At 34.2% G+C, this 24987-nt stretch carries 19 protein-coding genes; 8 read left to right on the forward strand and 11 right to left on the reverse strand.

Going from position 1 to position 24987, the window contains the following annotated elements; translation table 11 throughout:
* Positions 1-39: 39 nt before the first annotated feature.
* Together ACQKIH_RS05310 and ACQKIH_RS05315 are read right to left on the reverse strand one after the other, a co-directional pair.
* Positions 40-1413 carry a HAMP domain-containing sensor histidine kinase gene (locus tag ACQKIH_RS05310; RefSeq protein ID WP_427763851.1) on the reverse strand — a complete coding sequence of 458 codons (1374 nt, stop codon included), beginning with the start codon at positions 1411-1413 and terminating at the stop codon, positions 40-42.
* Positions 1410-2078: a response regulator transcription factor gene (locus tag ACQKIH_RS05315; RefSeq protein ID WP_427763853.1), complete on the reverse strand. Its 669-nt coding sequence runs from the start codon at positions 2076-2078 to the stop codon at positions 1410-1412. Before ACQKIH_RS05315 ends, ACQKIH_RS05310 begins: the two co-directional genes overlap by 4 nt.
* A 468-nt stretch (positions 2079-2546) precedes the next feature.
* Here ACQKIH_RS05315 and ACQKIH_RS05320 point away from each other — a divergent pair, with 468 nt between their 5' ends.
* The 4 genes from ACQKIH_RS05320 (at position 2547) to ACQKIH_RS05335 (ending at position 7248) form a co-directional block, all read left to right on the forward strand.
* On the forward strand, positions 2547-3074 hold the full coding sequence (locus ACQKIH_RS05320) for a DUF2179 domain-containing protein (protein ID WP_427763855.1): 528 nt from the start codon (positions 2547-2549) through the stop codon (positions 3072-3074).
* 326 nt (positions 3075-3400) lie between these two features.
* On the forward strand, positions 3401-5098 hold the full coding sequence (locus ACQKIH_RS05325) for a methyl-accepting chemotaxis protein (protein WP_427763858.1): 1698 nt from the start codon (positions 3401-3403) through the stop codon (positions 5096-5098).
* 497 nt (positions 5099-5595) lie between these two features.
* Positions 5596-6282 carry a Dph6-related ATP pyrophosphatase gene (locus ACQKIH_RS05330; protein ID WP_427763860.1) on the forward strand — a complete coding sequence of 229 codons (687 nt, stop codon included), beginning with the start codon at positions 5596-5598 and terminating at the stop codon, positions 6280-6282.
* A 126-nt stretch (positions 6283-6408) separates the two neighbouring features.
* Positions 6409-7248, forward strand: coding sequence for a YitT family protein (locus tag ACQKIH_RS05335; RefSeq protein ID WP_057983441.1), 840 nt, complete (start codon positions 6409-6411; stop codon positions 7246-7248).
* Between the two features lie 57 nt (positions 7249-7305).
* Here the strand turns inward: ACQKIH_RS05335 and ACQKIH_RS05340 are convergent, their stop codons facing one another.
* From ACQKIH_RS05340 to hsdR, 7 genes are all read right to left on the reverse strand, one after another.
* Positions 7306-7464, reverse strand: a complete 159-nt coding sequence (locus tag ACQKIH_RS05340; protein WP_427763863.1) for a hypothetical protein — start codon at positions 7462-7464, stop codon at positions 7306-7308.
* 861 nt (positions 7465-8325) lie between these two features.
* Positions 8326-8655, reverse strand: coding sequence for a hypothetical protein (locus tag ACQKIH_RS05345; protein WP_427763865.1), 330 nt, complete (start codon positions 8653-8655; stop codon positions 8326-8328).
* A gap of 177 nt (positions 8656-8832) precedes the next feature.
* Entirely contained in the window at positions 8833-10761 is a 1929-nt protein-coding gene (locus ACQKIH_RS05350; protein WP_427763868.1) for a GTP-binding protein, read from the reverse strand.
* 448 nt (positions 10762-11209) lie between these two features.
* Complete coding sequence (locus tag ACQKIH_RS05355; protein ID WP_427763870.1) at positions 11210-11497, reverse strand: hypothetical protein; 288 nt, start codon at positions 11495-11497, stop codon at positions 11210-11212.
* Positions 11498-11850: 353 nt separating this feature from the next.
* Positions 11851-12612: a restriction endonuclease subunit S gene (locus tag ACQKIH_RS05360; RefSeq protein ID WP_427763872.1), complete on the reverse strand. Its 762-nt coding sequence runs from the start codon at positions 12610-12612 to the stop codon at positions 11851-11853.
* Positions 12609-14078, reverse strand: a complete 1470-nt coding sequence (locus ACQKIH_RS05365) for a class I SAM-dependent DNA methyltransferase (protein ID WP_427763875.1) — start codon at positions 14076-14078, stop codon at positions 12609-12611. The genes ACQKIH_RS05360 and ACQKIH_RS05365 overlap by 4 nt, the downstream gene beginning before the upstream one ends.
* 12 nt (positions 14079-14090) lie before the next feature.
* A complete protein-coding gene (hsdR, locus tag ACQKIH_RS05370) occupies positions 14091-16433 on the reverse strand; it encodes an EcoAI/FtnUII family type I restriction enzme subunit R (RefSeq protein WP_427763877.1) in 2343 nt (780 codons plus the stop codon).
* A gap of 772 nt (positions 16434-17205) precedes the next feature.
* Here hsdR and ACQKIH_RS05375 point away from each other — a divergent pair.
* From ACQKIH_RS05375 to ACQKIH_RS05390, 4 genes are all read left to right on the forward strand, one after another.
* On the forward strand, positions 17206-18105 hold the full coding sequence (locus tag ACQKIH_RS05375; RefSeq protein ID WP_427763880.1) for a ribonuclease H1 domain-containing protein: 900 nt from the start codon (positions 17206-17208) through the stop codon (positions 18103-18105).
* Complete coding sequence (locus ACQKIH_RS05380) at positions 18106-19200, forward strand: RNase LS family HEPN domain-containing protein (protein WP_427763883.1); 1095 nt, start codon at positions 18106-18108, stop codon at positions 19198-19200.
* 64 nt (positions 19201-19264) lie between these two features.
* Positions 19265-19636, forward strand: coding sequence for a type II toxin-antitoxin system RnlB family antitoxin (locus tag ACQKIH_RS05385; protein WP_427763886.1), 372 nt, complete (start codon positions 19265-19267; stop codon positions 19634-19636).
* 531 nt (positions 19637-20167) lie between these two features.
* Positions 20168-20434, forward strand: coding sequence for a type II toxin-antitoxin system Phd/YefM family antitoxin (locus tag ACQKIH_RS05390; RefSeq protein ID WP_427763888.1), 267 nt, complete (start codon positions 20168-20170; stop codon positions 20432-20434).
* Positions 20435-20700: 266 nt separating this feature from the next.
* On the opposite strand, the gene ACQKIH_RS05395 is transcribed toward ACQKIH_RS05390, so the two are convergent.
* The gene (locus ACQKIH_RS05395; protein WP_427763890.1) at positions 20701-21060 is read right to left on the reverse strand and encodes a hypothetical protein; all 360 of its coding nucleotides are present in this window, start codon (positions 21058-21060) and stop codon (positions 20701-20703) included.
* Between the two features lie 602 nt (positions 21061-21662).
* Positions 21663-24590, reverse strand: a complete 2928-nt coding sequence (locus tag ACQKIH_RS05400; protein WP_427763892.1) for a hypothetical protein — start codon at positions 24588-24590, stop codon at positions 21663-21665.
* Positions 24591-24987: the final 397 nt, after the last annotated feature.

Genomic DNA, 24987 nt, shown 5'->3' on the forward strand with positions numbered 1-24987 from the left:
AGTTTAAATTTTGTTTAAAAAAAGAAGCTACCCGAAAATTTATTCGGATAGCTTCTTACGTCTTATTATTTTAATCATTGTGCCAGATTCACTTGATATGATATCCCAATCTAGCTCCATCCCTTTCACCATAATATCCACAATCGATAAACCAATGCCTGCACCTTTTGCATTGGATTCATTGTTCATTCCTTTTCCACAATCTGAAATAACGAAAGCATCATAGTGCTCTGTCGATTCTGTTTTAAAGCCAATATATTGCCCACTGCTCGCATGGCGTAATACATTTTGAAAGAAATTATCAAATATACGACCTAACCAAAGTGTATCAACTCGCCAATTATTATCCTCAAATGAATCGAATGCTACATCTATTTCAAAGCCTTCCTTTTCAAAAACAGAATACCACGTCGTCATATGCTCCCGTGCAAATCGAATAACATTGATTTCTTTTGGTTCAAATTTATATTTACTCGCCATCAATAACGTATAAGACATTAAATTTTCCATTAATCCATCAATATTAACAATTGACGTTTCCAAAGCTTTCACAGCGTATTTGCCTTCATCGGATAATTCTTCTTTACTAATGGAATAAGTTTGCGCCCGTACTTTCGTCAAAGGCGTACGTAAATCATGAGATAGATTAGCAATTAGTTCCCTCCGCAATTGTTCCTCTTTTTGCTCACGATTTTTACTTTCCCTAAGCTCACACACCATGCGATTAAAGCTATGCTCGAGTTGACCAATCTCGTCCTTCTTTTTCACATGAATCTCTATAGGTAACCCGTCTACATCACGTATTTCCATCGCATCCTGTAACATTAATAATCGTTTTCGAATCCCTCTAAAAAATAAAAAGGATACACTGATAAAAAATATAATAATCGCAATAACTCCGAAAAATAAAATGGGCCCATAATGGTTATATACATTTTTAAGTGGTGGATTAAAAAGCGATTTTGGCATTTCTAAAACAATAAAGCCATTTGCCTCTTCTTCTCCTAGAAATGCAATAACTGTATAAGGATCTCCTCCATATCGTGATTTAATATACTTTGTGGTATATGCAGGTGTCCATTGTGCCGGAAGCTGCTCCTGCACATTTACTTCTGTTAGTAATATCCCCTGCTCACTTATCCAAAACATAGATGCTTCAGGATATTGTTGTTCCCAGCTTTCAAAATGCCGAGAGATTACTTCAAGCTCATAATTTATTATTTCATTTGCTTCAGCATGCCATCTTTCTTCAATGTCACTTTCAAGGATAACTTCACCCAAACCTGCTTTATCTTCATTTTTTGCTATTCCCATCACAAAAAAACCAATAATAAAATATGCTAATTGAAAAATTGACATGGCTAATACAATAATAAACATATACTTCGCTAATAGTGAGCGGAAAAATTTCATAGTTTCACCCGATATCCGATGCCGCGAATGGTTTCAATAATAAGCGGCTTCGCTGGATTTAATTCTATTTTTTCTCTTAAATGGCGAATGTGGACCATTAATGTTTTATCCCCTTCTATATAAGCCTCTTCCCAAACCCCTTCATATAGCTGTTCTTTTGTAAGGATTTGATTTAAATGACGAATAAAATATTGAAACAAATAAAACTGCTTGCTCGTTAATTGAATTTCTTCATTAGAGTTACTGTCCATTATTCGCATCTCTTTTGTATGTATTTTTAAATGTTGCAACTCAATTACATCATCATTTTTTTGATATCTCCTAAGTAATACTTCGACACGTGCTACTAGTTCATCCGGATGGAAAGGTTTTGTTAAGTAATCATCCGCGAAATTTAGCCCCTCAATTTTATCCTCCACAGCTGTGCGTGCAGAAAGCATTAAAATCGGTAATTCTTTATTTTCTCTCTTTATTCTTTTCCCAATAGAAAAGCCATCTAAACCAGGTAACATCACATCCAAAATAACCACATCGGCAGATCCTATGTAGTGTTCAATACCTTCACCAGATTCTAGCCAACTTACCTCAAATCCTCTTCCCGTTAATTCCTTCGTAACCCATTGCCCAATTTCTTTTTCATCCTCTATGTATAAAATACGAAACAACTGCTATCAACTCCCACTCTCAATCCAATTAGAAATACCCATTTTGAATTATTATACATTTAAGTAAAAAAGCACTCAATCTATAATCCTTTCTTTTAATATTTATTTAGGCAGTCATGTTTATAGAGAATCAAAAAAGCTACATTAAAAGCCCAAAAATTTGAGCTATGGCGTAACTTATTTATTTTTAAAATAACCTATATTGGCTACAAAGATTGACTTATCAAAAAAAAGCGTTAAAAATTACTGCGGGCTGAAGAGGAGTCTATGGGAAAGTTGATATAACATTAATGGATACGAATCGAGCGAAAGTGGCGATTATTAACCTTGCACAAGGTGCACACACAATACTTTTTTAGGACTCACTACCCAATGTTTTGAGCACCCTCGCTCATTATTCATATAGATTGCATTTAAAACTTGTTCCGTATATGATGGGCATATTCTATAGTAAAGGACTCGATTTGAATGAAGGAAATTTTACTTATACTATTACTTCAGCTAATATATGTACCTTTATTTACACTTCGTACGATTTTTCTAGTAAAGAATATTACTGTGCTCGCATCGTTGATTGGCATTGTGGAGATGTTGATTTATGTATTTGGTCTGTCCCTTGTGTTTAGTGGAGATCAAGGTTTCCTTGCGATGGTCGTTTACGCTGTCGGCTTTGGTATCGGGATTATTATCGGAACACGTATTGAGCAAAAGCTCGCGATTGGCTATATTTACGTAACGATTAATACACAAAATCGCAATGAAGAATTGATCAAAATGATTCGTGAGGAAGGGTTTGCGCTCACTACATACGTAGGCGAAGGGCGTGACAGTCAGCGTTATAAATACGAAATTTTAACAAAGCGTAATCGCGAAAAGGAATTGTTTATGCTCGTGCAACATTATGAGCCGACTGCGTTTATTATTTCCTATGAGCCAAAGTCGTTCAAAGGCGGATTTTTAGTCAAACGAATGAAGCAACATAACAAACATAAATAGCTAGAACTTACTAAACTTAGTGCCATGTCTGCCATTGCACTAAGTTTTTTTTGAAATTGAGGTGCTGTGTGTCCTGCACAGGGTACTAATACAATTAGTGAAATAAATTGTAATATTGTCGATATAAAATTGTAGAAAAAAGTATTATAGACTAACAATATAAATGTTAGATACCAGATACCATGACTAAAAAAATAGTGAAAATATTCTCAGTGTTTTAACTAGGCTTTTTCTACATGTTTTTTTTTGAAAAATAAGAAGGGAATGGGATAATGAATAGTAGGTTAAATAAAATATCAGTAAAACTTTTACTTTCAATTCTACTTATGGCAGTAGTGATTAGTACTACGATAGGAACGGTAAATTATAATTTTGCTAAGAAACAACTTATTGAAAGTGGAAAACTAGATTTGCAGCATTTAACAAATACATCAATAGCTACTTTAGAAACGCTGAACCAAGCTGTAGAAGAAGGCACGTTATCTGAAGATGAGGCAAAAAATCAAGCGCGGGAAATATTAAATGGACCAAAAGTAGACAACGGAAAGTTAATCTATGATTATAAACAATCACCATTTGTCTATAAAGAGAATGGTTATCTTTTTGGAGTAGACTCTTCACTTGATGTTGTATTAAATCCAGTCATTCCATTGGGAACTGATAAAACGTCAGAACAAGGAAAAGTAGTGCGGGAAAATTTAATACAAGCGGCTAAAGCTACAGATGAGGAAAAGCATTTTTATACATATGAATGGAAAAATGCTGGCGAGGATAAACCCCGAGAAAAAATTGCCTATATGACGTATTTTGAACCGTGGGATTGGAGTGTAGGAATCGGTGCTTACACAGACGAGTTTTATGAATCACTAAAGATGATGAAATGGGTAACGATCCTACTTTGTCTTGGTATAACTCTAATCAGCATGCTAGTCTTTTATTTTGCTATTCGAAATAAATTAAGCATATTAAATCAACTTTATATTGCTTCATCTCAAATAGCGAATGGTCATTTAAACATAGATACACTTCCAGAGTCAGCGGATGAACTAGGTCATTTGGGTGCTGCTTTTAATAAAATGACAGTGGAACTTCGATTGATGGTGCAGCATTTACAGGAATTAAGTATGAATCTAGTAGATTCTGCTAATCAACTATCGGCGATATCAGAGGAAACTGCCGCTGGTAGCGAAGAAGTAAGTCGAGCGCTGATCGAAATAACAAGAGGGACGGTAGCCCAAGCTTCTGAAACTGAGGAGACAAGTGATAATATAGGTTTACTTACACAATCAATTGAAAATATGAATGAACAGTACTGGAAATTAAAAGAAGTGACTGCAACTTCTGAACAGGCTGCGGAAAATGGTCGTAAAATGGTTACAATTTTAAAGAAATCCAATGATGAAATGTTACTTTCATCGGAAGAAATTAGTCAAGATATTACGAGCCTTCATCAAAAAATACATGGTATCGGAAAAATTACAGAAACGATTAATGGTATATCCGAGCAAACGAACTTATTAGCTCTAAATGCTAGTATTGAAGCGGCTAGAGCAGGAGAGCATGGAAAAGGATTTGCTGTCGTAGCACAAGAAGTTAGAAAATTGGCAGAGGAATCGAATAAACAAACCATTAAGATTCAGGAAATGATTACAGCAATAGAGCAGGATGCAGAAAAAACAGTGAATGCTATGAGTAAAACGCGAGGCTTATCTGACAGATTAAATACCGTAGTTGGAGACACGGAAGCAGAGTTTAATCAGATTGGTTCAAAAGTATTTGACGCTGCTCGTGCAATTGAAAATATGAATGCGGAAATAGATCACATTAAAGGAAGTAGTGATGGCATTCATTCGGCCATTCAAAATATTTCGACAGTATCTCAAAGCGCTGCCGCTGCATCAGAAGAAATTACCGCTTCGGTTGATGAACAAACAATAGCGATTGCTAATAGTACAGAACTAGCGGTAAAACTGAATGAAGTGAGTGAAGAGTTAAACAGGACGATTCAGAAATACAAGCTCTAATAGAACACAGAATAGCTGCCCATAATTCTAAAATCGAATAGTTTATAAGAAAACGGTGAGACGCAATAGTAATTTAGCTCCTCACCTTTTCTGTTAAATCCTATACATACCAACTATGGTGTGTCATGCAACGGGTGCAAATACAATAAAGCTATTTTTGGTTGATTTGGACGAATTTATTTTGCTTGAAGATAGTGATAATATAGAACAAAGGTGAACTAAATTTGAGAACTCAACAGAAAAATCTATTATTGAATTGTTACAAGAAATAAAGCAAGAGCAGCAAAAGTTGAACAAAGAGTTATTTATTGAATTTGTCGTCTAGAGAAATCAAGACTAAGAATCTAAATAATCCTCATAAATATGTAAACAATGGTCTCTCATCTTTGAAGACTTCTGCTGGGCACTGGGTAACATACTAGGAGCTATTTTTGAATGCTTCTTTCAATAGAAGAGGTTCTATTGTTCATTCGCTATATAAAAGGAGATACATATTGATGGAAAACTTAAAAGATTGGAAAACCGGTGCGGATGGGCAAAATTTTGTCGCCTCCTTTAGCGGTGGGAAAGATAGTACACTCGCTTTATACGAAGCCATGAAAACCGGGCAAGCAGTAGGTTTAATAATCGTACTGGAGGAGGATGGGACACGCTCTCGCTCACATGGTATGACCGTCGACTTTATAAAAGCACAAGCCGAGTCTATTGGCTTACCGATTCATTTAGCGGCAGCAAGCTGGGAAAACTATGAAGAAACATTTATTGACATGCTACATAAAATGAAAAGTTTGGGAGCAGACGCACTTGTTACAGGTGATCTTGATATGCCTGAACACGGCTGCTGGCATGAAAAAGTCGCAAACACCGCAAATTTAAAACTCGGAATGCCTTTATGGGAAGCAGATCATACAGAAGTTGTCGAGCGCTTCATTCATTTAGGTTTTAAAACGATCATAACTACTGTTAATTTAACACTAGGTATGCGAGAAGATGATTTAGGGAAAGTATTAACATATGAGTATGTGCAAGAGCTAAAATCGCGAGGTATCGATCCTTGTGGAGAAGGTGGCGAGTTCCATACAACCGTAATTGATGGGCCCATTTTTAAACAGCCCATTTCTTTTCAACCGTGCAATATTATTCGAAAAGACAACTATGCGTTTTTACCACTCCAATTAATTTGAACATTGGTTTGAGTAAAAGCTCTTTGCATGAATCAAACAGTAGATGGCGTTATTCAATCCCATTGCATGCTATTTTGAAGTAATATCAACTATAGGAAAAATAAATTACAAACGGTGGTGTCAAAAATGAAAAAAGTTACACTTGATATTTTTATTATGATGATCGGGGCATTCCTCTTTGCACTTGCGATCAACTTATTCGTTATTCCAAACGATTTAGGTGAAGGCGGTGTAACAGGTATAACGATTATTCTTTATTATGTATTGGAATGGTCCCCTAGTATTGTCAGCTTGGTAATCAATGCCGTCCTCATCATTTTCGGCTATCGATTTCTCAATAGGCAAACGACCATTTATACAATTATTGCTGTAATATTCCTTTCTATTTTCTTACATTTAACAGAATCTTGGTCCATTCAATCTGATGAAATTATGATTAATGCTATTTTTGGTGGCGTTTTTGTAGGTGTTGGGATTGGTTTAATTATCCGCGTAGGTGGTACAACTGCTGGCACGACCATTTTAGCAAGAATCGCGAATAAATTCCTTGGCTGGAATATTAGCTATGCGCTACTCTTTTTCGATTTAATCGTCGCCTTTTCATCGTATTTCATTATCGGCGCAGAAGCACTTATGCTGACGATTATGATGCTTTACATTGGAACAAAGGTGATGGAATTCGTGATTGAAGGAGTAAACCCACAAAAAGCGGTGACCATCATTACAAACAATCCAAATGCCATCGCAGATCAAGTAAGCTCTAAAATGAATCGTGGTGTCACTGTTCTATCTGGGCACGGCTATTATACGAAGGAACAAAAAGAAATTCTCTATATCGTGATTAACAAACAAGAAGTCATGAAACTAAAAAATATCGTAAAAGCGGTAGATGCGGATGCCTTTGTTGCCATCCATGATGTACGCGATGTGTTTGGTAAGGGCTTTATTGAGCTGTCGAAGTCTTAGTAAGAAAAGCAAATTTAAAACGAATTAAGCCGCGCAATTTTATTGATTGCGCGGTTTTTATAATTGCTCTAACCAGCTAACTAATATCGCTAGTGTTGTTTCATCTTTAAAAAATGAACGACCTTGCGCAGGTATATGTGGAAATTCACTTAAATGGGATAACCACTCTTCTCTTAAAAACTCATCATCGGTTAGTAGATGTTGTGTTTGTTGCATAGGTATTCCCCCTATTTCATTCTTTTGTAGCTATTATTACGATATTTTTACTGCACGCATACATTAGCGTCAAAAGGAAAAATCCGAAACAAAGCTTATTCATGAAAACGGATATCCAATATACCTGCCCTTACACAATTGCAGCAACCATTAACCGAGTCGTAAATGAATTACGAAAAAAGGGATGTTATTGGGATGGTTGGATACGGTCGAAATACATAATGGCACAAGAAGGTAGTATCAAGGATTGCCATTTTCTATGTTTCTTGAGGAGCTACTGTAATTATCCTATCCATATTAGTGCTTAATCTGTTCAAAAAGCGACCTTTTTCAATGAAAATAAGCTATTTTTTTAAGCGAAAAATAGACATAAGCACAGCGAGATTAAAATCAAAATATTTTATTCAGCGCGAGAAAAGCCCGTCCTTACAAGCATTAAGCTAATATTAAAAGCATGTGTAAAAAATTTGAGTCGAACATTTTTTTGCGTGTATTCATGATTTGGCGAATTTACTATACTACATATTAAAAAATAAGTGCTAAAAGGAGTAAAAGAGGCCATTTGACACTTATTTAAAATTAAGTAGTATGTCGATTTGGATGAATCGTAGAAAGTTGATTTGAGAAATGTGTAAACTTTTTTTGCATCGTTGTTAAATCAGGGGTTAGAGAAAAATAAACAAAACATTTTTAATAGCTGAAGCAATTTTTTGTGTATATTAAAACAAAGAATCAGTTGAAATATGATGTTTTTCGATTGCTTTTCAGCATGAATTATATTGGGAAATATCACGCTATTATATAATTATTGGATTTTCACTTGTTTTTTGCTATGAATATTCTAACTAAATTAATCTGTTTTTAGGGATATTTTGATATAAATAGTGCTTTTCCACCTATAAAACGTGGCATACCTATATAGAAAGTTGTTATATTCATTTTAAATCCAATCAAATTATTTACATGATCAATCCGTATTTTCACCTTAGTAAGTAAACTAACATAAATTTTCGGAACAAAATATTTCTTACCAACACACCAAGGCCGAGCATGTACAGGCTTTGAGTCACTTGGACAGCCCAAACATTCATATCGAATATGCCCCATATCTTTCATGCCACATCGCAAAGCTTTTTGAACTGTCTCTAAAATATCTTGGCGGTACTGTGCAGGAAAAGCCTCTTCGTTCATTCACCAAAAACCATCAAAGTGATCTTTTAATATTCGTTTCATAATTCCTCTATGATCGAATTGCATTTTCCACACCCCCATAACATTATTTTACATAAAAGTTATCCACAATGCCAAAATCTATAGTTTCCTTAACAATGAAAAAAACCGAATCCTAAATAAGATTCAGTCTTTTCATTACTCCAGATCACAATGCATGGCTTGTTTAGCTTCTTGCCATGGGACACTATAGCCTTTCCCTTTTGCTAAAAAAACACTTGAGGATGTATAAATGGGATCCGCGTTTTTGTTATAACCGATTTGTTCGATTACTTGTTCTTCATTATGGCAAAAATCATAGCCGTCAAACTGCATAGAAAGTGCGCCTTTACCGTTCGTATAAGCGGCAAAATGAGTGCTATAATCCATAAAGGTTGCAACTGGTGCACGTCCGGTAATGATTACCGTTTGTTCGGTTAAAATCGGTGCTTCAAATGTGCCATTCGCTTTTTGAATATCACTCATCATACGGCCAATATGATCATTCGTTGCCTTCATTTTAAAACGGTAATATGGCTCAAGCAATCGATTTTCTACTTGTTCAAGCCCTTGCCGTAATGCGCGCCATGTTGCTTCTCGGAAATCCCCTCCAGCTGTATACTGATTATGAGCTCGCCCCGTTAATAGCGTCACTTCGATATCCGTTACCGGAAAACCAGTTAACAGTCCGTGATGTTCCTGCTCAAATAAATGCTGCTCGATTACCCGTTGATGTCCTACCGATAAATGATCGGCATGACAAACATTCATAAACGTGATTCCTTGTCCGCGCGGATTTGGCGTAAGTTGTAAATGCACCTCAGCATAATGTTTTAAAGGTTCAAAATGACCATAACCTACTGTTTTTTCGCAAATCGTTTCTTTATAAAGGATTTGCGGCCTTCCAAATAAAACATTCATATCAAAACGTTCCTTAAGCACTTCTGTTAATACTTCTAATTGAATTACACCCATTACATGAACAGATATTTCTTGAAATTGTTCGCTCCAAACTACATGTAAGCTTGGCTCCTCGGCTTCGAGCTCACGAAAGACTCGAGTTACTTCTTTCATATGTAATGGTCCATTATAAAGTACTTTTGCATGAAGTGTTGGGATCATCTCAAACGTAGTTGATTGTTGTTCACTGCCAATGACATCACCAATTTCCGGTGTGGATAAGCCTTTCACTGCAAAAATATCCCCTGCATTTACTTGTTGAACGGTCACAAAATGACTTCCATTATAGAGGCGGATTTCTGTAATCTTTTCGACCACTTCTCCAAATGTAAATTCATCGCGCACCTTCATTGTTCCTGACAGAGCCTTTAAAAATGTAAGACGTTGCTGCCCGTCATGTCGGATTTTAAATACTTTCCCTTGAAAATCTGATGTCGAATCATAATTGCTAAAGGTAAATTGATCTAGCCATTGGAAAAATTCAATAACCCCTTCGTCTTTTAATGCGGAACCGGCCATGCAAATTACCGCTTGTTGCTTTTCAATGAGCTTTCTCAGCGCTTGTATACACTCTGTATCTTCTAATTGATCCGCAAAGTAAAGCTCCATTAGTGCTTCATCTCTTTCAGCAACCCATTCTTTTACAGTTGTATCAATTTTATGATTGAATAGCAGTGCATTTTGAGTCAAATCACGTGTTATCGCTTCCATCACTGGATGTAAATTCGCACCTTCACGATCTGTTTTATTAATAAAGATAAATGTAGGAATCTGATGCTTTTTTAATAGTTGCCACACGGTTTCCGTATGTCCCTCAATGCCATCGACTGCACTTACAATTAAAATGGCTGCATCCATTACTTGAACAGCACGCTCCATTTCCGGTGCAAAATCGACGTGACCCGGTGTATCAATTAGTGTATACATGGTGTTATTGAATTCAAATCTACCTTGTTCAGCAAAAATAGTAATGCCGCGCTGCCGCTCAATCGTATGATTGTCTAAATAAGCGTCTTGATGGTCCACTCGACCGCGTTTTTTTATCGCAGCTGTGTGATAGAGCAATTGCTCACAAAAAGTTGTTTTCCCAGCATCAACATGCGCTAAAACTCCAATCGTTTTATACAAAAAAACACCACTTTCAATACGTTTCTCGTCTTCAGTATAGCATGATTCGCATACGTGAAAAAAGAGCGTCAACTATCTACGCTCTTTTCGGTGAACCTGGATTTAAAAATTGGAAATGTACAACAATTGAAATTACTATCAGCTTTATTCCGATTTGTTATCCTTCATTGTTTGCTGTAATTCAGGCTCAATGTTTTCATTTGTAACGGGTCATTGTATTTTGTTTTCAGTGCTCACCCTGTTACCAAGTATTGAATCATTAATCGCATCCTTCACCGCTTTATAAATCACCTAATATAAAATAAAGGAGGATAAAATTTTATTTACTATAAACCCCTTTTTCTCCTTATCAATCTTGATTTGAATGTTGCTCCAAAAGCGGTCTTTAATCCAACCGTTATTGTAAAACTTGCTTAGAACAGCCTTAATTGATTTTAAGCGAATTAGTTTAGTAGCAAGGCTTCACCTCTTGAACATCAAGGTAGTGGTACAGTTTATCAAGGTCAATCTCCTCCACATAGGCAATCTGATAAACATCTACAAACTGTTTAATGATGTAATCGTAGCTTTCAATTGTGCGCGGTCTATTCCCTGCTATACGCATTTGATTGAATATCGTATCAAGTGCCGCGCTAATTGGCAGAAAATCCTTCCGCGCTTCCTCTTTATTACCAGATAAGGCAACTACATCACCACTGACAGCAAAAATACCATGCTTTCGTTTTCTGTTAGACAAAAAAACCTCCTATTATTATCATTAGTAAGTCTACGAATAAGCTTAAATATGTCATTTTTCCATAGGGATAAGAAAAGGGATATTGCCCAAGAGTTCAACTCCCGTTCAATATCCCTAGCTCTTAAATCTTTAATATGACTGCATTTGTAGTCATTTTTGTATGGAGACGGCGGGAGTCGAACCAACCGTCTCAGAATGTCTTTGTATCAATGCTTGCGGGGGCAATTGATTTTTTTGACTACGTTTTTGACTACGTTTTATAAAAATAGACTGCGGGGTAAGATTTTCTAAAGTATTAAGAAAACATCTCGCAATAGAAGAATTCCGTTACAATAAAAGGGATTTCTAATTTATTATTTATTTTGTTTAGGATTCATATTGTGTTTTTCCAATTGAACAAAAAGTTTATCATAATGATTTACTTTTTCTAGTAATTTTTCTATCTTTGATACTATTTCGTTTTGCTCTTTTATTGGGGCGATAGGTATCATTATATCTCGAAGTCCTGATAAAGATATAAAAGCCTGTACCCCACCACTTGCATTTTTTTTGATGATATTTTCCATATAAGTCAAAAAATATAAAATATATTTCATATTTACTTTATTTACTGGGTAACTCTTGAAAATCCCTACATTCTTAACACTAAAATCTCTATGTTTCTTTACTAAAACAGGATTTCCTATTGTCCCAATCATAGCAAATAGGATATCGTCATTATCAACTTTTGATCGTTGTTCAATTGCTAAATGATCTTCCATACTAATAAACTTTGCACTTTCAAAACTAATATCACCATTATTCAAGTTTTTGCTAGTAACCAGAGGAATACCTTCAGATACGTACTTAGGTGTATCATGTGTACCATCACGCACATCTAATACATTTGCAGCTCTTTCCCAAACCCAGTGCTCAGGAATATCCCATAAATAATCTGTGTCTTTTATAGTTGAAATCTTTACTTTTTTTATTATTTTTTCTTTTATAAGCTTATTTCTCTCATCAATTATTGCCTCAACAAGTTTGATGGCTTTCTCAGATACGTCTATAGGATTTACTAATTTCCCTTGAAACGCATACTGTAAAATAGAATCTCTTAATTGCTTGGCATTCATTCCACATCACCTAGCATTTCTATAATATCATTTAAAATATTATCTATTTCATGGTTCAATCTTGAACGCTCTGCTATATATGTCTCAATTAATTCTTTAGGTTCTAGAATAATTTCTTCCTCTTGTGGGAATTTACATAAGTCGAGATTATAATTGCGATCGATAATTTCTTGAGCTGTAAATTTACGTGCTTTTTCATCTTTACCATCAATTATTTCAACACGGTTTTCCCACCAGTCCATTGCTGATTGAAAGTGTTCCAGTTTAATTGGTCGTGTTTTTGAGAAGTTTTTGTATGCTTCTGGCATATCTAAACGATAAAACCACACGTCCTCTGTTGGCTTTGTGTTGTCAAAGAATAGCATATTTGTATGAATAGATGTATAAGGTGCAAATACACTTTTTGGTAAACGAATAATTGTGTGTAAGTTAAATTCCTTAATTAGTTTTTCTTTAATCGCTAATTTTGCACCATCTTCTCCAAATAAGAAGCCATCAGGTAAAATGATACCTGCACGTCCATTTTGCTTCAATCGATACATAATCACCGAGATAAATAAATCAGCTGTTTCACTGCTGCGTAATTCAAGTGGAAAATTAATTTTAATACTGTCTTTTTCTGAGCCACCATAAGGAGGATTCATTAAGATGACTTCAAATTTTTCACTTTCGTTAAAATCACGTACATTTTTCTCTAGTGAATTCCCATGCACAATCATTGGATTATCAATATCATGTAAAAGTAAATTCGTGATTGCTAATAAATACGGGAACGCTTTTTTCTCAATACCGAATACTGAATTATTATAAAGCTCTCGATCTTCTGTCGTTTTTACTTGATTAATTAAATAATTCAATGAAGATGTCAAGAAACCACCAGTACCACATGCAAAGTCACCTACTCGTTCACCCAATTGTGGCTTCAGCATTTGCACCATAAAGTCAGTTGTAGCACGTGGCGAATAATATTCACCTGATGCTCGTTGTGCTTGTAAATCTTTTAAAATTTGCTCGTAAATTTCATTAAATGCATGACGTTCAGTATAATCTGTGAAATCAATATCATCAATGACATTGATTACTTGGCGAAGTAATACGCCATCCTTCATATAGTTATTAGCATCTTCAAAAGCAAACTTTACAATTGATTTGCTGACAGGGGTAAATTCATCTACTTCTAGTCCTTTTAACGTTGGAAATAGCGTTTCATTAACAAAATTTAATAATGATTCACCTGTTAAAGCTTCACCATCTTTATTATCAACAGCCCAATTTCCCCAACGACATTCTTGTGGAATGATTGATTCATAATCATCATCATGCAGTTCCCAAAGTTCTTCCTTAGCTGCATAGACTTTTAAAAATAAAATCCATACGATTTGCTCTAAACGCTGTGCATCTCCTGATACCCCTGCGTCATTACGCATAATGTTTTGTAGTGTTTTAACAAAAGATGTTATCGACATATATTAATTCTCCTAAGATACATAAATTTCGTCTTTTAGACGTTTTAAAGCACTTAAATATCCTTTCTTGCCACCAAAAGCTTTCACAATTTTTAATGAGCTACCGAAACGTTGGAATTCTGGTAGTTCGAGAATCTCTGTTCCATCAATTTCTTGGATACCTTCGTTCATATACTTTTCTAATAGGAGTTCCAATACTTCCCTTGCTACATCTTGATACTCATAAATATAGCCACGCTTCTTTACATTGTTAGCCCGTTCTGCCTTTGTTAACGGTGGTTGGTCAAAAGCTAGGTGGCAAATTAAATCAAATTCATCTAATTCACGCAGTTGCGGCTCTTGTTCAAACAACGCTTCTAATAATACACCTTGTTCTTTTAATTTATCAAGAATAGCATATTTTTGTTCCGCTTCATTCCACTTTCGTAAAAATGCTTCGAGAGTTGCATATTCATTACGAATATTTTTCTTTGTGTAATCAATTAAGTTTTCTGTTATCAATTTACCGTTTGCATCATAGTAATAGACACGTTCACTGGCGATTCGTACATCGACATCATTCACACGATATTTAACTCGACCTGTGCCACCTTCTCCAGTCTCACCATTATCAGAACCACCTTCACCTTCTGGGTTTTCCCATCCTTCTGGCGTTGGGTCATCTGGTATTTCACCATCTTCTGGTACTTCTATAATTACTTCCGGATCACCATCAAAGTCTGGATCAGCAAATAAACGGCTCACGTTGCGGAAATCCATAATCGTGAAGTATTCTTTCCCATATTCAGGATCTAAACGTGTACCACGACCAATAATCTGTTTGAATTCCGTCATCGAATTGATATTTGAATCGAGCACAATTAGTTTACACGTTTTTGCATCTACACCTGTTGTTAATAGCTTTGAAGTCGTAACAATTGTTGGATATTTACTAGAGCGATCAATAAAGTTATCTAACTGCGCTTTACCTTCTGGATTGTCCCCAGTAATGCGCATTATATATTTCGAGTTCTCTTTGACTAAATCTTGATTAAGATTCACTAGAGCACTTCTCATTCGTTCTGCATGGTCAATATCTATACAAAATATAATCGTTTTAGCAAAACGGTCGTGTTTCTTTAAAAACTCTGTAACGCGTCTTGCTACTGCATTGGTACGATCATCAATGACAATGTTTTTGTCAAAGTCTTTTATATTGTACTCGCGATCTTCAATTTCCTGACCAAACATATCTAACTTACCTTTTTCAGGACGATAGCCTTCTAAATCTCGATCAAGTCCAACACGAATTACTTTATAAGGTGCTAAGAATCCATCATCAATACCTTGCTTTAAGCTGTACGTATAGATTGGTTCACCAAAATACATGATATTTGATGTATCTTTTGTCTCCTTCGGTGTAGCCGTTAAGCCGATATGTGTTGTACCTGGCGCACTGAAGTATTCCAACACTTTACGCCAACGACTTTCCTCTTTTGCTGAACCACGATGCGCTTCATCAATAATAACTAAATCGAAAAAATCAGGTCTGAATTGACGAAATGGTTCATGACCTTCTTCACCTGCTAGTTGTTGATATAAAGCTAAATAAATTTCATAGGAACTATCAAGTTTACGATCTTCTACTTTTGTCATCACCTTTTCAAAAGGTTTGAAATCGTTCACCATTGTTTGATCTACTAATATATTACGGTCAGCCAAGAACAATACACGTTTCTTTACGCCAGCTTTCCATAAACGATATATAATTTGGAAAGCAGTATATGTTTTACCTGTACCTGTTGCCATTACTAGCATTATACGTTCTTGTCCTCTAGCTATAGCATCGATTGATCGATTAATCGCCACGCGTTGATAATAACGTGGTGTTTTATCACCTAATTTATAATAGTATGGCTCATCGATTAATACCTTCTGTTGGTCATTTAATCCTGCGTCCATTGTGTAACGTTGCCATAGTTCATCATGCGAAGGAAACTCATTTAGCTGAATAGTACGTTCCTCACCTGTTAAACGGTTATGCTCAACAAATGCATCTCCATTTGAGCTATAAGCATAAGGAATGTCTAATATTTCAGCGTATTCAAGAGCTTGCTGCATTCCACCACCAATTGGATGTTTATTATCTTTTGCCTCTACGATCGCCAAAGGATAATTACTTTTATGCATCAATAAATAATCAGCACGTTTTTGTTTTCCTCTTGATGTCATATTACCGCGCACAATAACACGTCCATCAGTAAAGCTATGTTCAAAATGCACTTGAGATTTTAAGTCCCACCCAGCACTAACAATTGCCGGTGTGATGTATTTATTTTTAATGTCTTCTTCAGTCATAATATTCTTTGATTTCATATATTTACTCCTTTCAAAATAGATTAAGTCATATTTAAGATACGATCTAAAAATTATTGATAATAACTTTCTAGTGGATGTATATAAACTCTTGTAATCATCAAATAATTTATCCTTGATTACATTAGATATATATATTGTAATGTAATCAAGGATAAATAGAAATCGTTTACAAAAAATCTATTAGGTAAAAAAAACTATATTATTTCCCCTCAGTACCTAGCTATTTATATAAAAAAGGGTGATAGCCTTTGTTTCATGTCCCCTCCCTCGAAACATAAAATCGTTATGTACTTTAGATTGCACTTTAAAAATAACGTCATTAAAACGAAGGTGTACTCATTAAATCTACGCTAAAAGGCTATCAACAATAAAAAAATGTATCGGAGGAATAACAAGATAGATCTACATTCCCATAGTCGTTTCCGTGCAACTAATTTTGACCAAATTTAAAGCGTACTGACAAATTATAATCAGTACGCATTGTGAAAAAAGTTTATTAATAATACGTTGTCTTAATAGAGTAGTTATCAAAGGGAAATGTTAATTTTTCACTAAATATCTATATAATTAATTTACCCCTAACGCCTTAAATACCGCATCAGTTGGATCTGCATAAAAAATCGGCTGGTACATGCATTCAATAGCATACCAACTTACAAAACCATTAATATAAAATACACCCACCGTTTTACTATTGGAAAAACTACCAATTTACTATATATTTAAAAGAAAGATTTAAAAAAACTCAAAGAAAGTGGAGGTGTGTTATTTGAATAAATTTTATGCTGTAAAGTCTGGTAGAAAAACTGGCATTTTTACAACTTGGGCTGAATGTGAAAAATCTGTTAAAGGATACAAAGGGGCAATATATAAATCCTTTCCTACTCAAAAAGAAGCCGAACAGTTTCTAAACGTTTCCTTTCAAGATAATAAAACAAACATTTCCTCATCAGATTTATGTGTTTATGTAGATGGAAGTTATTCTAAAATTAACAATTCTGGTGGTTATGGATGTGTAATGGTTATTGGTAATAAAATAATTCATACCTTATCTGAACCCATCCAAATAGATATCGATGATAATTTATGGAATGTTGAAGGAGAAATTAAAGGTGCCTTAGCCGCTATCCAATGGGCTATCAAAAACAATTATAATTCAGTTCAAATCTTTTATGATTATGCTGGAATTGAGCATTGGGCTAATGGTTCTTGGAAAGCTAATAAAACACTATCAAAAGCCTATACGAAAAAGATTCAAGAGTATTCTAATCAAATCGCAATTAATTTCAATAAGGTAAAAGCACACTCTGGAGATACATTCAATGAGTTAGCAGATCAATTAGCAAAAGAAGCTACATATATGTCACCTGATTTTAGCATTGAGAAGAAACCAAATAAATCAAGTAGTGATATCTTAAACATCGATTTATACAAAACTATAATCGGTACTTTAGGAAACGAAAAGATAGCATTAAAGTATCATTCCTTTATCTTCAATGATCAAAATCTAAAAAAAATTGCAAAGTATTTTTGGAAAATTAGCGGTTATAAAATTAAAGATTTGACTGACTTACAAGTGACATTGGATTTGAACTTGAATAGTCTACAAATCGAGTATATTACGCAAAACGAAAAAATAACTAAAACAATCGAATTGGAAGTGGAATAAATGCAAAAAACCTCTAATCCATATTTAAAACTTAATATAGATAGAGAGAAACTATTAGATGCTATTATGGAGTTTTTCCTTTCAAAGGGAAATGGCTATGAAGTTGCTGATATCTTCGAATCTAAGGGTGCCGATCGACAAAGGTTACATTTTAAAGTTGAAGGTTCAACTTCATATTTAGACTTTAGATTTAATAACGATGGAACAACAACTATCGATATTAATACAGGACCATACTCTAATTTCAGAAATGAACTGGCTGATTTTATTAAAAAATCTAATATATGTACTACTCCTGAAATTGTAGACTTTGACAAAAGTTATTTTACATTTCCAGGTATAGAGCTAACTGATTTTGAAGATACTTTACATATGGTATTGGCTGAAAATAATACACTTTGTCCTATTCCTCAAACATTACAATTCGGAAAACAGTGGAAGATATTAAAAACAACTGGAGAAAAATTGACCGTTTCTTATTTTTTTAAATCAAAAAAAGCTTTATTACAAGGTAAACCTTTAAAGATCTTTATGGATTTACATACTCATTTAATAACCCTATTCGAACCTTCTGATATCCCTAAGCTATTCGAAGAAAATAGAATAGTGGTAACAAGTTCTATTGAAAAAAATGATATTATCAACGAATTTGATACTCATTTCCCAAATAGTTCTAGTTCTTTATCAGAAACCCTTAAAAAGTTTCTTTACCAAGCTTTATATAACACTAAAATTACAACTGTACCTTTTGAAAGCAGCCAATTAGCTTTTCCAGCTCTAAAAGCTCTAGAAGGACATTTAAAATATGTTATGCACGATAAAAGGATTGCATTAGAGGATAAACGTTTTACTATGTTTGCCAAGGACACTCAAGGTAATTATCATATACATGACCTGAATTACCAAAGTAAATTTACTCCATCACAATTAACTGCAATTAACCAAGCATATAGATACTATAATGCAAATAGACATTCTATTTTTCATTATGAAGATGTTCATCCTGTTGATCTAACTCGTATTATAGATAACCCAGTAGATGCACATAGAATTATTAAAAGTATATTCCGGATTATCGATTCATATTACTTATAATGGCTTTTAAATAAAATCTGTGGTAAGATTCATTAAGTTGTTTTTTAGAGGAGGGAATTGATCTATGAAAACATATTTCTTGTATTGTAACGATACAAAGTCTTTGGATTTTCAATATATGGTCATTGCCAATTCTTATGAAAGTCCTTTAAAAAATTATACGGATATTGAAGATGAATTATCACAAAACGATTTTTCTGGCTATGTATTATTTGACATGCTAGCATACTCTGGAAATGATTCGAGAAGATTTTTCTCAGTAAATTTCGATGGAAATAAATTTGACTTTTCCTCTTTAGATTACCTTCTTTTTTCTAAAGAAAGTAATTACAGAAAAATCACTCAAGATATGTTAAGAACCCATTACAACACAATTGACAATACTGTTCTAGATTATATTCAAAAAAATATGATAATGACAGGTATTACATTATAAAAATTGAACCATCATTTATTTGAGGTTTCAAAATTGTCGACAAAAGTCCTTTAGAATGAGACCATTCTGAAGGACTTTTGTATTTTTGAAAGCCCTGCGCGGGATCGAAAAATAGTAAATGCAGTAAGTTATTAATATTTCTCCCATGAATTTAAGGAGCTTGCCAATGGACAAGGCAAGCTCCAGAAATGGCCCAACTCTGAATACTCTAAGAGTTCTTTTGATTAGAATAAGAGTGTAAAACACCTGTCCGTCGCATACCATTCTTTTCTTTTGCATCCGCTTTTGCGTTCAAATTGTTCACCTCATTTATCTGTATTTTATAGGCCATAAATAACTTCATTTATCATGATTTTTTTATCACTTATCATTATTACTAACCTCTAATTATAGAACAAATTAACTAGTAGTTAAATAAAATATCACATTTTCTATACATGCCTTAACGACGAAGCCTTTATAAAAACATTGAATTTACATTCACTTTCCCCCATAATTTATTATACGATTAAAAAAAGGAGTGTTGGCGATATGGATGTAGTACATTATTCTTCTCTACGAAACAACTTAAAAAGCTACATGGATCGTGTAACGGATGATTATGAAACACTAATTATTACACGTGAAATTGGTAAAAATGTCGTAATGATGCGACTAGATGAATACAACAATTTAATGGAAAGCATCCACTTATTAGGCAATAGCTTAAACAGAGCTGCCCTTGAAAAATCCCTTAAACAATTAGAGCAAGGGTTCACTGTAAAGAAGTCATTGATAGATATTGAGGACAACCAATAATCGTAGTTTGCACAAAACAAGCCTAATAAGAAGGTACTGTGTGGCAATTAGAAGATGAAAAACTGTATACAAACCTCAAATATTTTTATACTTATATCAACTACATTTTTGTTCCTCAGACACCTCTGCACTTGGCTGATCTCTACTTCGGGGTTCAGGGCTTTCCCTCAATAGTTAATGCGCATGCCAGGCGCACGTAAAATGCACGTAACATTAAAATGACATTACGTGCAGTTTAGTCTATTAACTTTAAATGTTTTCCTGTACTATTTTATAAGTTGTTCTCTCGCTTCTAATATTTGCTCTCGCTTTTTCAATAATCCTTGCATTTTTTCATTATAATAAACATCTGAGCAATCTTTAGAACAGAAGCGAATACCTATTGTATTAGGCACCTTCCATGTAATCGATACAATGTAATATGCTTCATCCTTATCACTTTTAACTTTCCTTCCGCAATAGAAACATTTAAATCCCCATGCTCTTTTTACATCACTTCGGAAGTATTTTTTATAATGGTTCTTCTCTAATGCTTTAATATTCAATTCAACCTTTATTAATTTCATCATTAAACAATCATCTTCTGTGACGTCAAAAATGTCTTCTAATTGCTTCGTTAAATCCATAATGCCTCCCTATAGTCGTTGTCCACCTTCAAGATCTTCTCTTTCTATATTCTGATTTTAGTAATATCCCCCTACATTTATAGTATAGGGTTAAATCCCCAAATTACATTCCCCCTACTGATGAGTTGGTGTACTATCGAACTTCGCAAAATTATCTAATTGAAAGAAATGTAAAAACACTATATAACTGTAAAGAGTATAGCTACTATAGGCGCGGCTTTAGATATTGCATTAGCTTCATTTTCCCGTGTCATACATATTATATTCGATTGATTTAAAATTAGATTGGAAAGGTAATTAAAATGCAACATGTATCGAAATTCACTATTTATTGCAGTTTGGTGCGTTAACTTTTTATATAAAACGCACCACCACTCTGTACTTTCAGGTCCACAGAGAACGAGGCCTAGTTAAAGCTATTACTTTTTTTCCGTTTTTGATAGGTGAAAATCACACTTCCGTAAAGTAACCTTTTTTACAATAGAAATCTATTGTACTTACCGTATACTTCTACTATATTTACCGTAGATTTCTATTGTATATACCGTAGAAAAAAGCATGTACAATACTATAACTAGCTGTACATGCTCTTATCTCTTTTTTTAAGCAAAAAACCTTTTTATGTTCACTTTGACAAGCACTCTTGCATTCAACTCATCTATATTATTCAATCTACGTAGGCTTATAAACTCATCCCTTCGAAGTAAACGTTGCAACTGCTTTTTACCAGCCGCCCCCTCCAAGCTTAACTTATGCCGTATATCCTTTTTATTTATCTTCTCGCCAATCCCTATTGTAGAAAACAAATTGCTTATAAGATCATACCAACTCGGTTTGTGTCCAAGTAAATCCCATTTCATAATTTTGCTGCCGACAAAATATTCATGTAGCATTTTTGTTAAAACCATATCTCTTGTAAAGAGAAACACTTCCACTTCTTGAGTACTACCATTATTTCGTATACTCGTTCTAAGAATGTCTTGTACAAGACTAACAAATTGGTCACTTAGTTTATGCTGCTCGATATTAACGTCATTAAATCGGCGCACTTTGTTTATCGTTGTACGTTCTAGGTTTGAAACTTCTGAGAAAATTTCTCCCGATTTATTCATGTAGTAGGGCTCCCCCTTATTCACTATACCAACTATCACCACACAGGAATAATTTGAATAGCTATTCGATCCTTTCACGTTCCCAAAATGATTTATAGCTACTCTTTTTTTCTTCACCTCATCATTTAATGCATTTTCAAAAGTCTTTCTTAATGATTTATAACATAACAATAATACAGGCTTTTCAACTGACATTTCTCTCGTGTATTTTACTATTTTATCTATGAGCTCAGGATCATTTATCAGCTTCGTTTTACTTGAAGCAATTGTATTATCTACGTTTAGTGTCAATTGATTATATGATTTTAATCTCGGAACATCTAACATCTTAAAACCACTTAAATACCGATACTCAAAATCATTTATAGCAGTACCATCTAATATGATTGTGTTATACAGTGAAAAGTCATATGCTACCTTCTTAGACGTCGTAATACTAATTTTATTGTTGTATTCATTAACTGCCCCGCCCAAATTAATAACCGCTTCTACATCTTTTAGAAGCCCAACTTTATTTCCCGAATAACGTTTATACCAAATTGAATCAAATCCAAATGCAAATGATTCATCTAACGGAGGCATTTTTTCTTCCTTATCGGTTGATAATAATATTGCTTTTAAATTATTCACTACTTCAAGTGAGCGATCAATGTCTTCACTACCAATCTCCAACTCCATACTTTTTAAATTGAATATTAACAATTCTAAATCTAGTGTGCTAATTGTTTTTACATCTAGTATGGGCGGCTTTTCATCAATAATAATTCTACTTCGCTTGTACTCCTTGCCATCTGCAGCCTTCCATGTTGCAAATTTACTTAATTGCATTCCTTCCATTTGTAAGCGGGCGTGGGTTATAATTAAAATTGGGTGTTGTTTTTGTACTTCGTATTTCATAGGTAACTTACAACTTTTCCTAAAACTACATCTCCCACACAAATTATGCTCATACTCAGTTGGTTTTTTTTTACAGTCTTTATAAGTATAAGCACTTTGCATAACATAAGTTGCTTTCGAAAAAAGAAAATGATCAGCATCGTAAGGGGTAGTTTCATTTGCTTCAAAATAAACTGTATAATCAGGGAACTCTTTTGCTAAAGCTATCGCAGTTTCATTCCTTTCAACAACGATAATAGTTCCTGCATTTTCAAATTTGTTCCTTAGCATATATTTCAAATAAGCTACGTAAGTTGTACTTTTCCCCCCACCTGGCTCTAATGGGAATACAGTTATACCTGGTTCACTTCTATGTATTTCCACAACTAAATTTGAATAAACTTGAAGTGTATCTTTATCAAGCTTTATTTTACGTTTCTGCATTGTATCTACTAATTCTGACCCAACATTTTTCACGGTTATATCAAAATCATCTTTAACAATACTTAATGGCGTTAATTCTGGATAATTCAACTTTTGCAATGAAATCTCTGCGTACTTTTCACCAGGCTTCATTTCAACTTTCTTTGCTATTTCCAGTAAGTCATCCCAACCTAATTGCTCAGCCACCCAACTTAAAGGTTTGCCATTACCTATTGCACATTCTCCATTTTGTCCATTAGAACAATGACATATTAGACTATCGTAGAACATGAACGCTGACGATTTACCATCACTATGGACAGGGCATTGATATGAAACTTTTGTGCCATTGTCATGATAATCTAGTCCATTTAACTCTAAATTATCCATAAATACTGTTATAGCTGTTGACACATCTTGATCTAAAACATCATACATTCTAATATTTTTCTTTTTCTTTGGTTCTTCCCCAGGAGGAAATGCGTCTGACAATTCTTGCTGAGTGTACACATTATCCGGCTTACTATATACTATCCGTTCTTGATATACTTTACCGTTACTACTAAACTCCTTATAATTATTTGTAAAAGGTAACCTAAAACAATTGTGTGGTTGACGTTTAGATCGATCGCCCTTGAAGTATCCTATTAATTGAAACTGGATTTTTTCAAATATATAAGTCGATTCATTCAACGCTTCTTGAGTACTATTATCCCAATATGCTTCTTTCACTTCATATAATACTTTATATCCACTTCGCCCTTCATAAACAATTGTTGGTTTTAAAGGAGCATCCATAATTCTTTTAAGTTGTTCTTCTTTAGTCCCTCCGCCAGCATCTATATCAACAAAGTGAAAACGAATCCAATCTATATATATTAATTCTTTTGCACCGTTCATATAAAAACATAACGAACGCTTTTCTAAATGACAACGATCTAGGTATGAGCAAAGCTTATCCTCTAAGCTTTCATTGAAACTATCAATTTCCCAAAAGGTCGTTCCTTTATTATTCTTTTTATAGACTTCATCATCTGTAAAGGCCTGAAATGGGTACACATCCATTCCTTCATATACATACTCTAAAAACCCAATCACTTTTTCTACATTTACTTCCATCTTATATGCTCCTTTAAAGAGGACATTTACATTATATATAATAGGAAAATGTCCCTTTTTAATTTATTTTGTATCATCCGACAGCGAAAATTGCTGTAAAATCCGCTTCATTCCCGCAAAACTATACTAGTAATAGATTTACAATGTATGTAAATGGGAAATGACCAAATTGTAGTGAATCATATAGCGTTTATTATCGCTCGCATACGAATTTCACTTATTTATTTTGCAATAGTTTATAATCCCTCCAACTTTAATAACAAATTTATGTAGGCTGCTTGCTATTTCTATGATTTACTCCATTGACATAGCCACCTATCGATTCAACCTAAATCCAGAGACAAAACGATTAGTTGTTCCCCATACAAAGTACATATACGAGGTGTTATATGAAGAG

Origin of the sequence: Solibacillus cecembensis (genome assembly GCF_050272495.1) — a bacterium.
Classification (GTDB): Bacteria; Bacillota; Bacilli; order Bacillales_A; family Planococcaceae; genus Solibacillus; species Solibacillus cecembensis.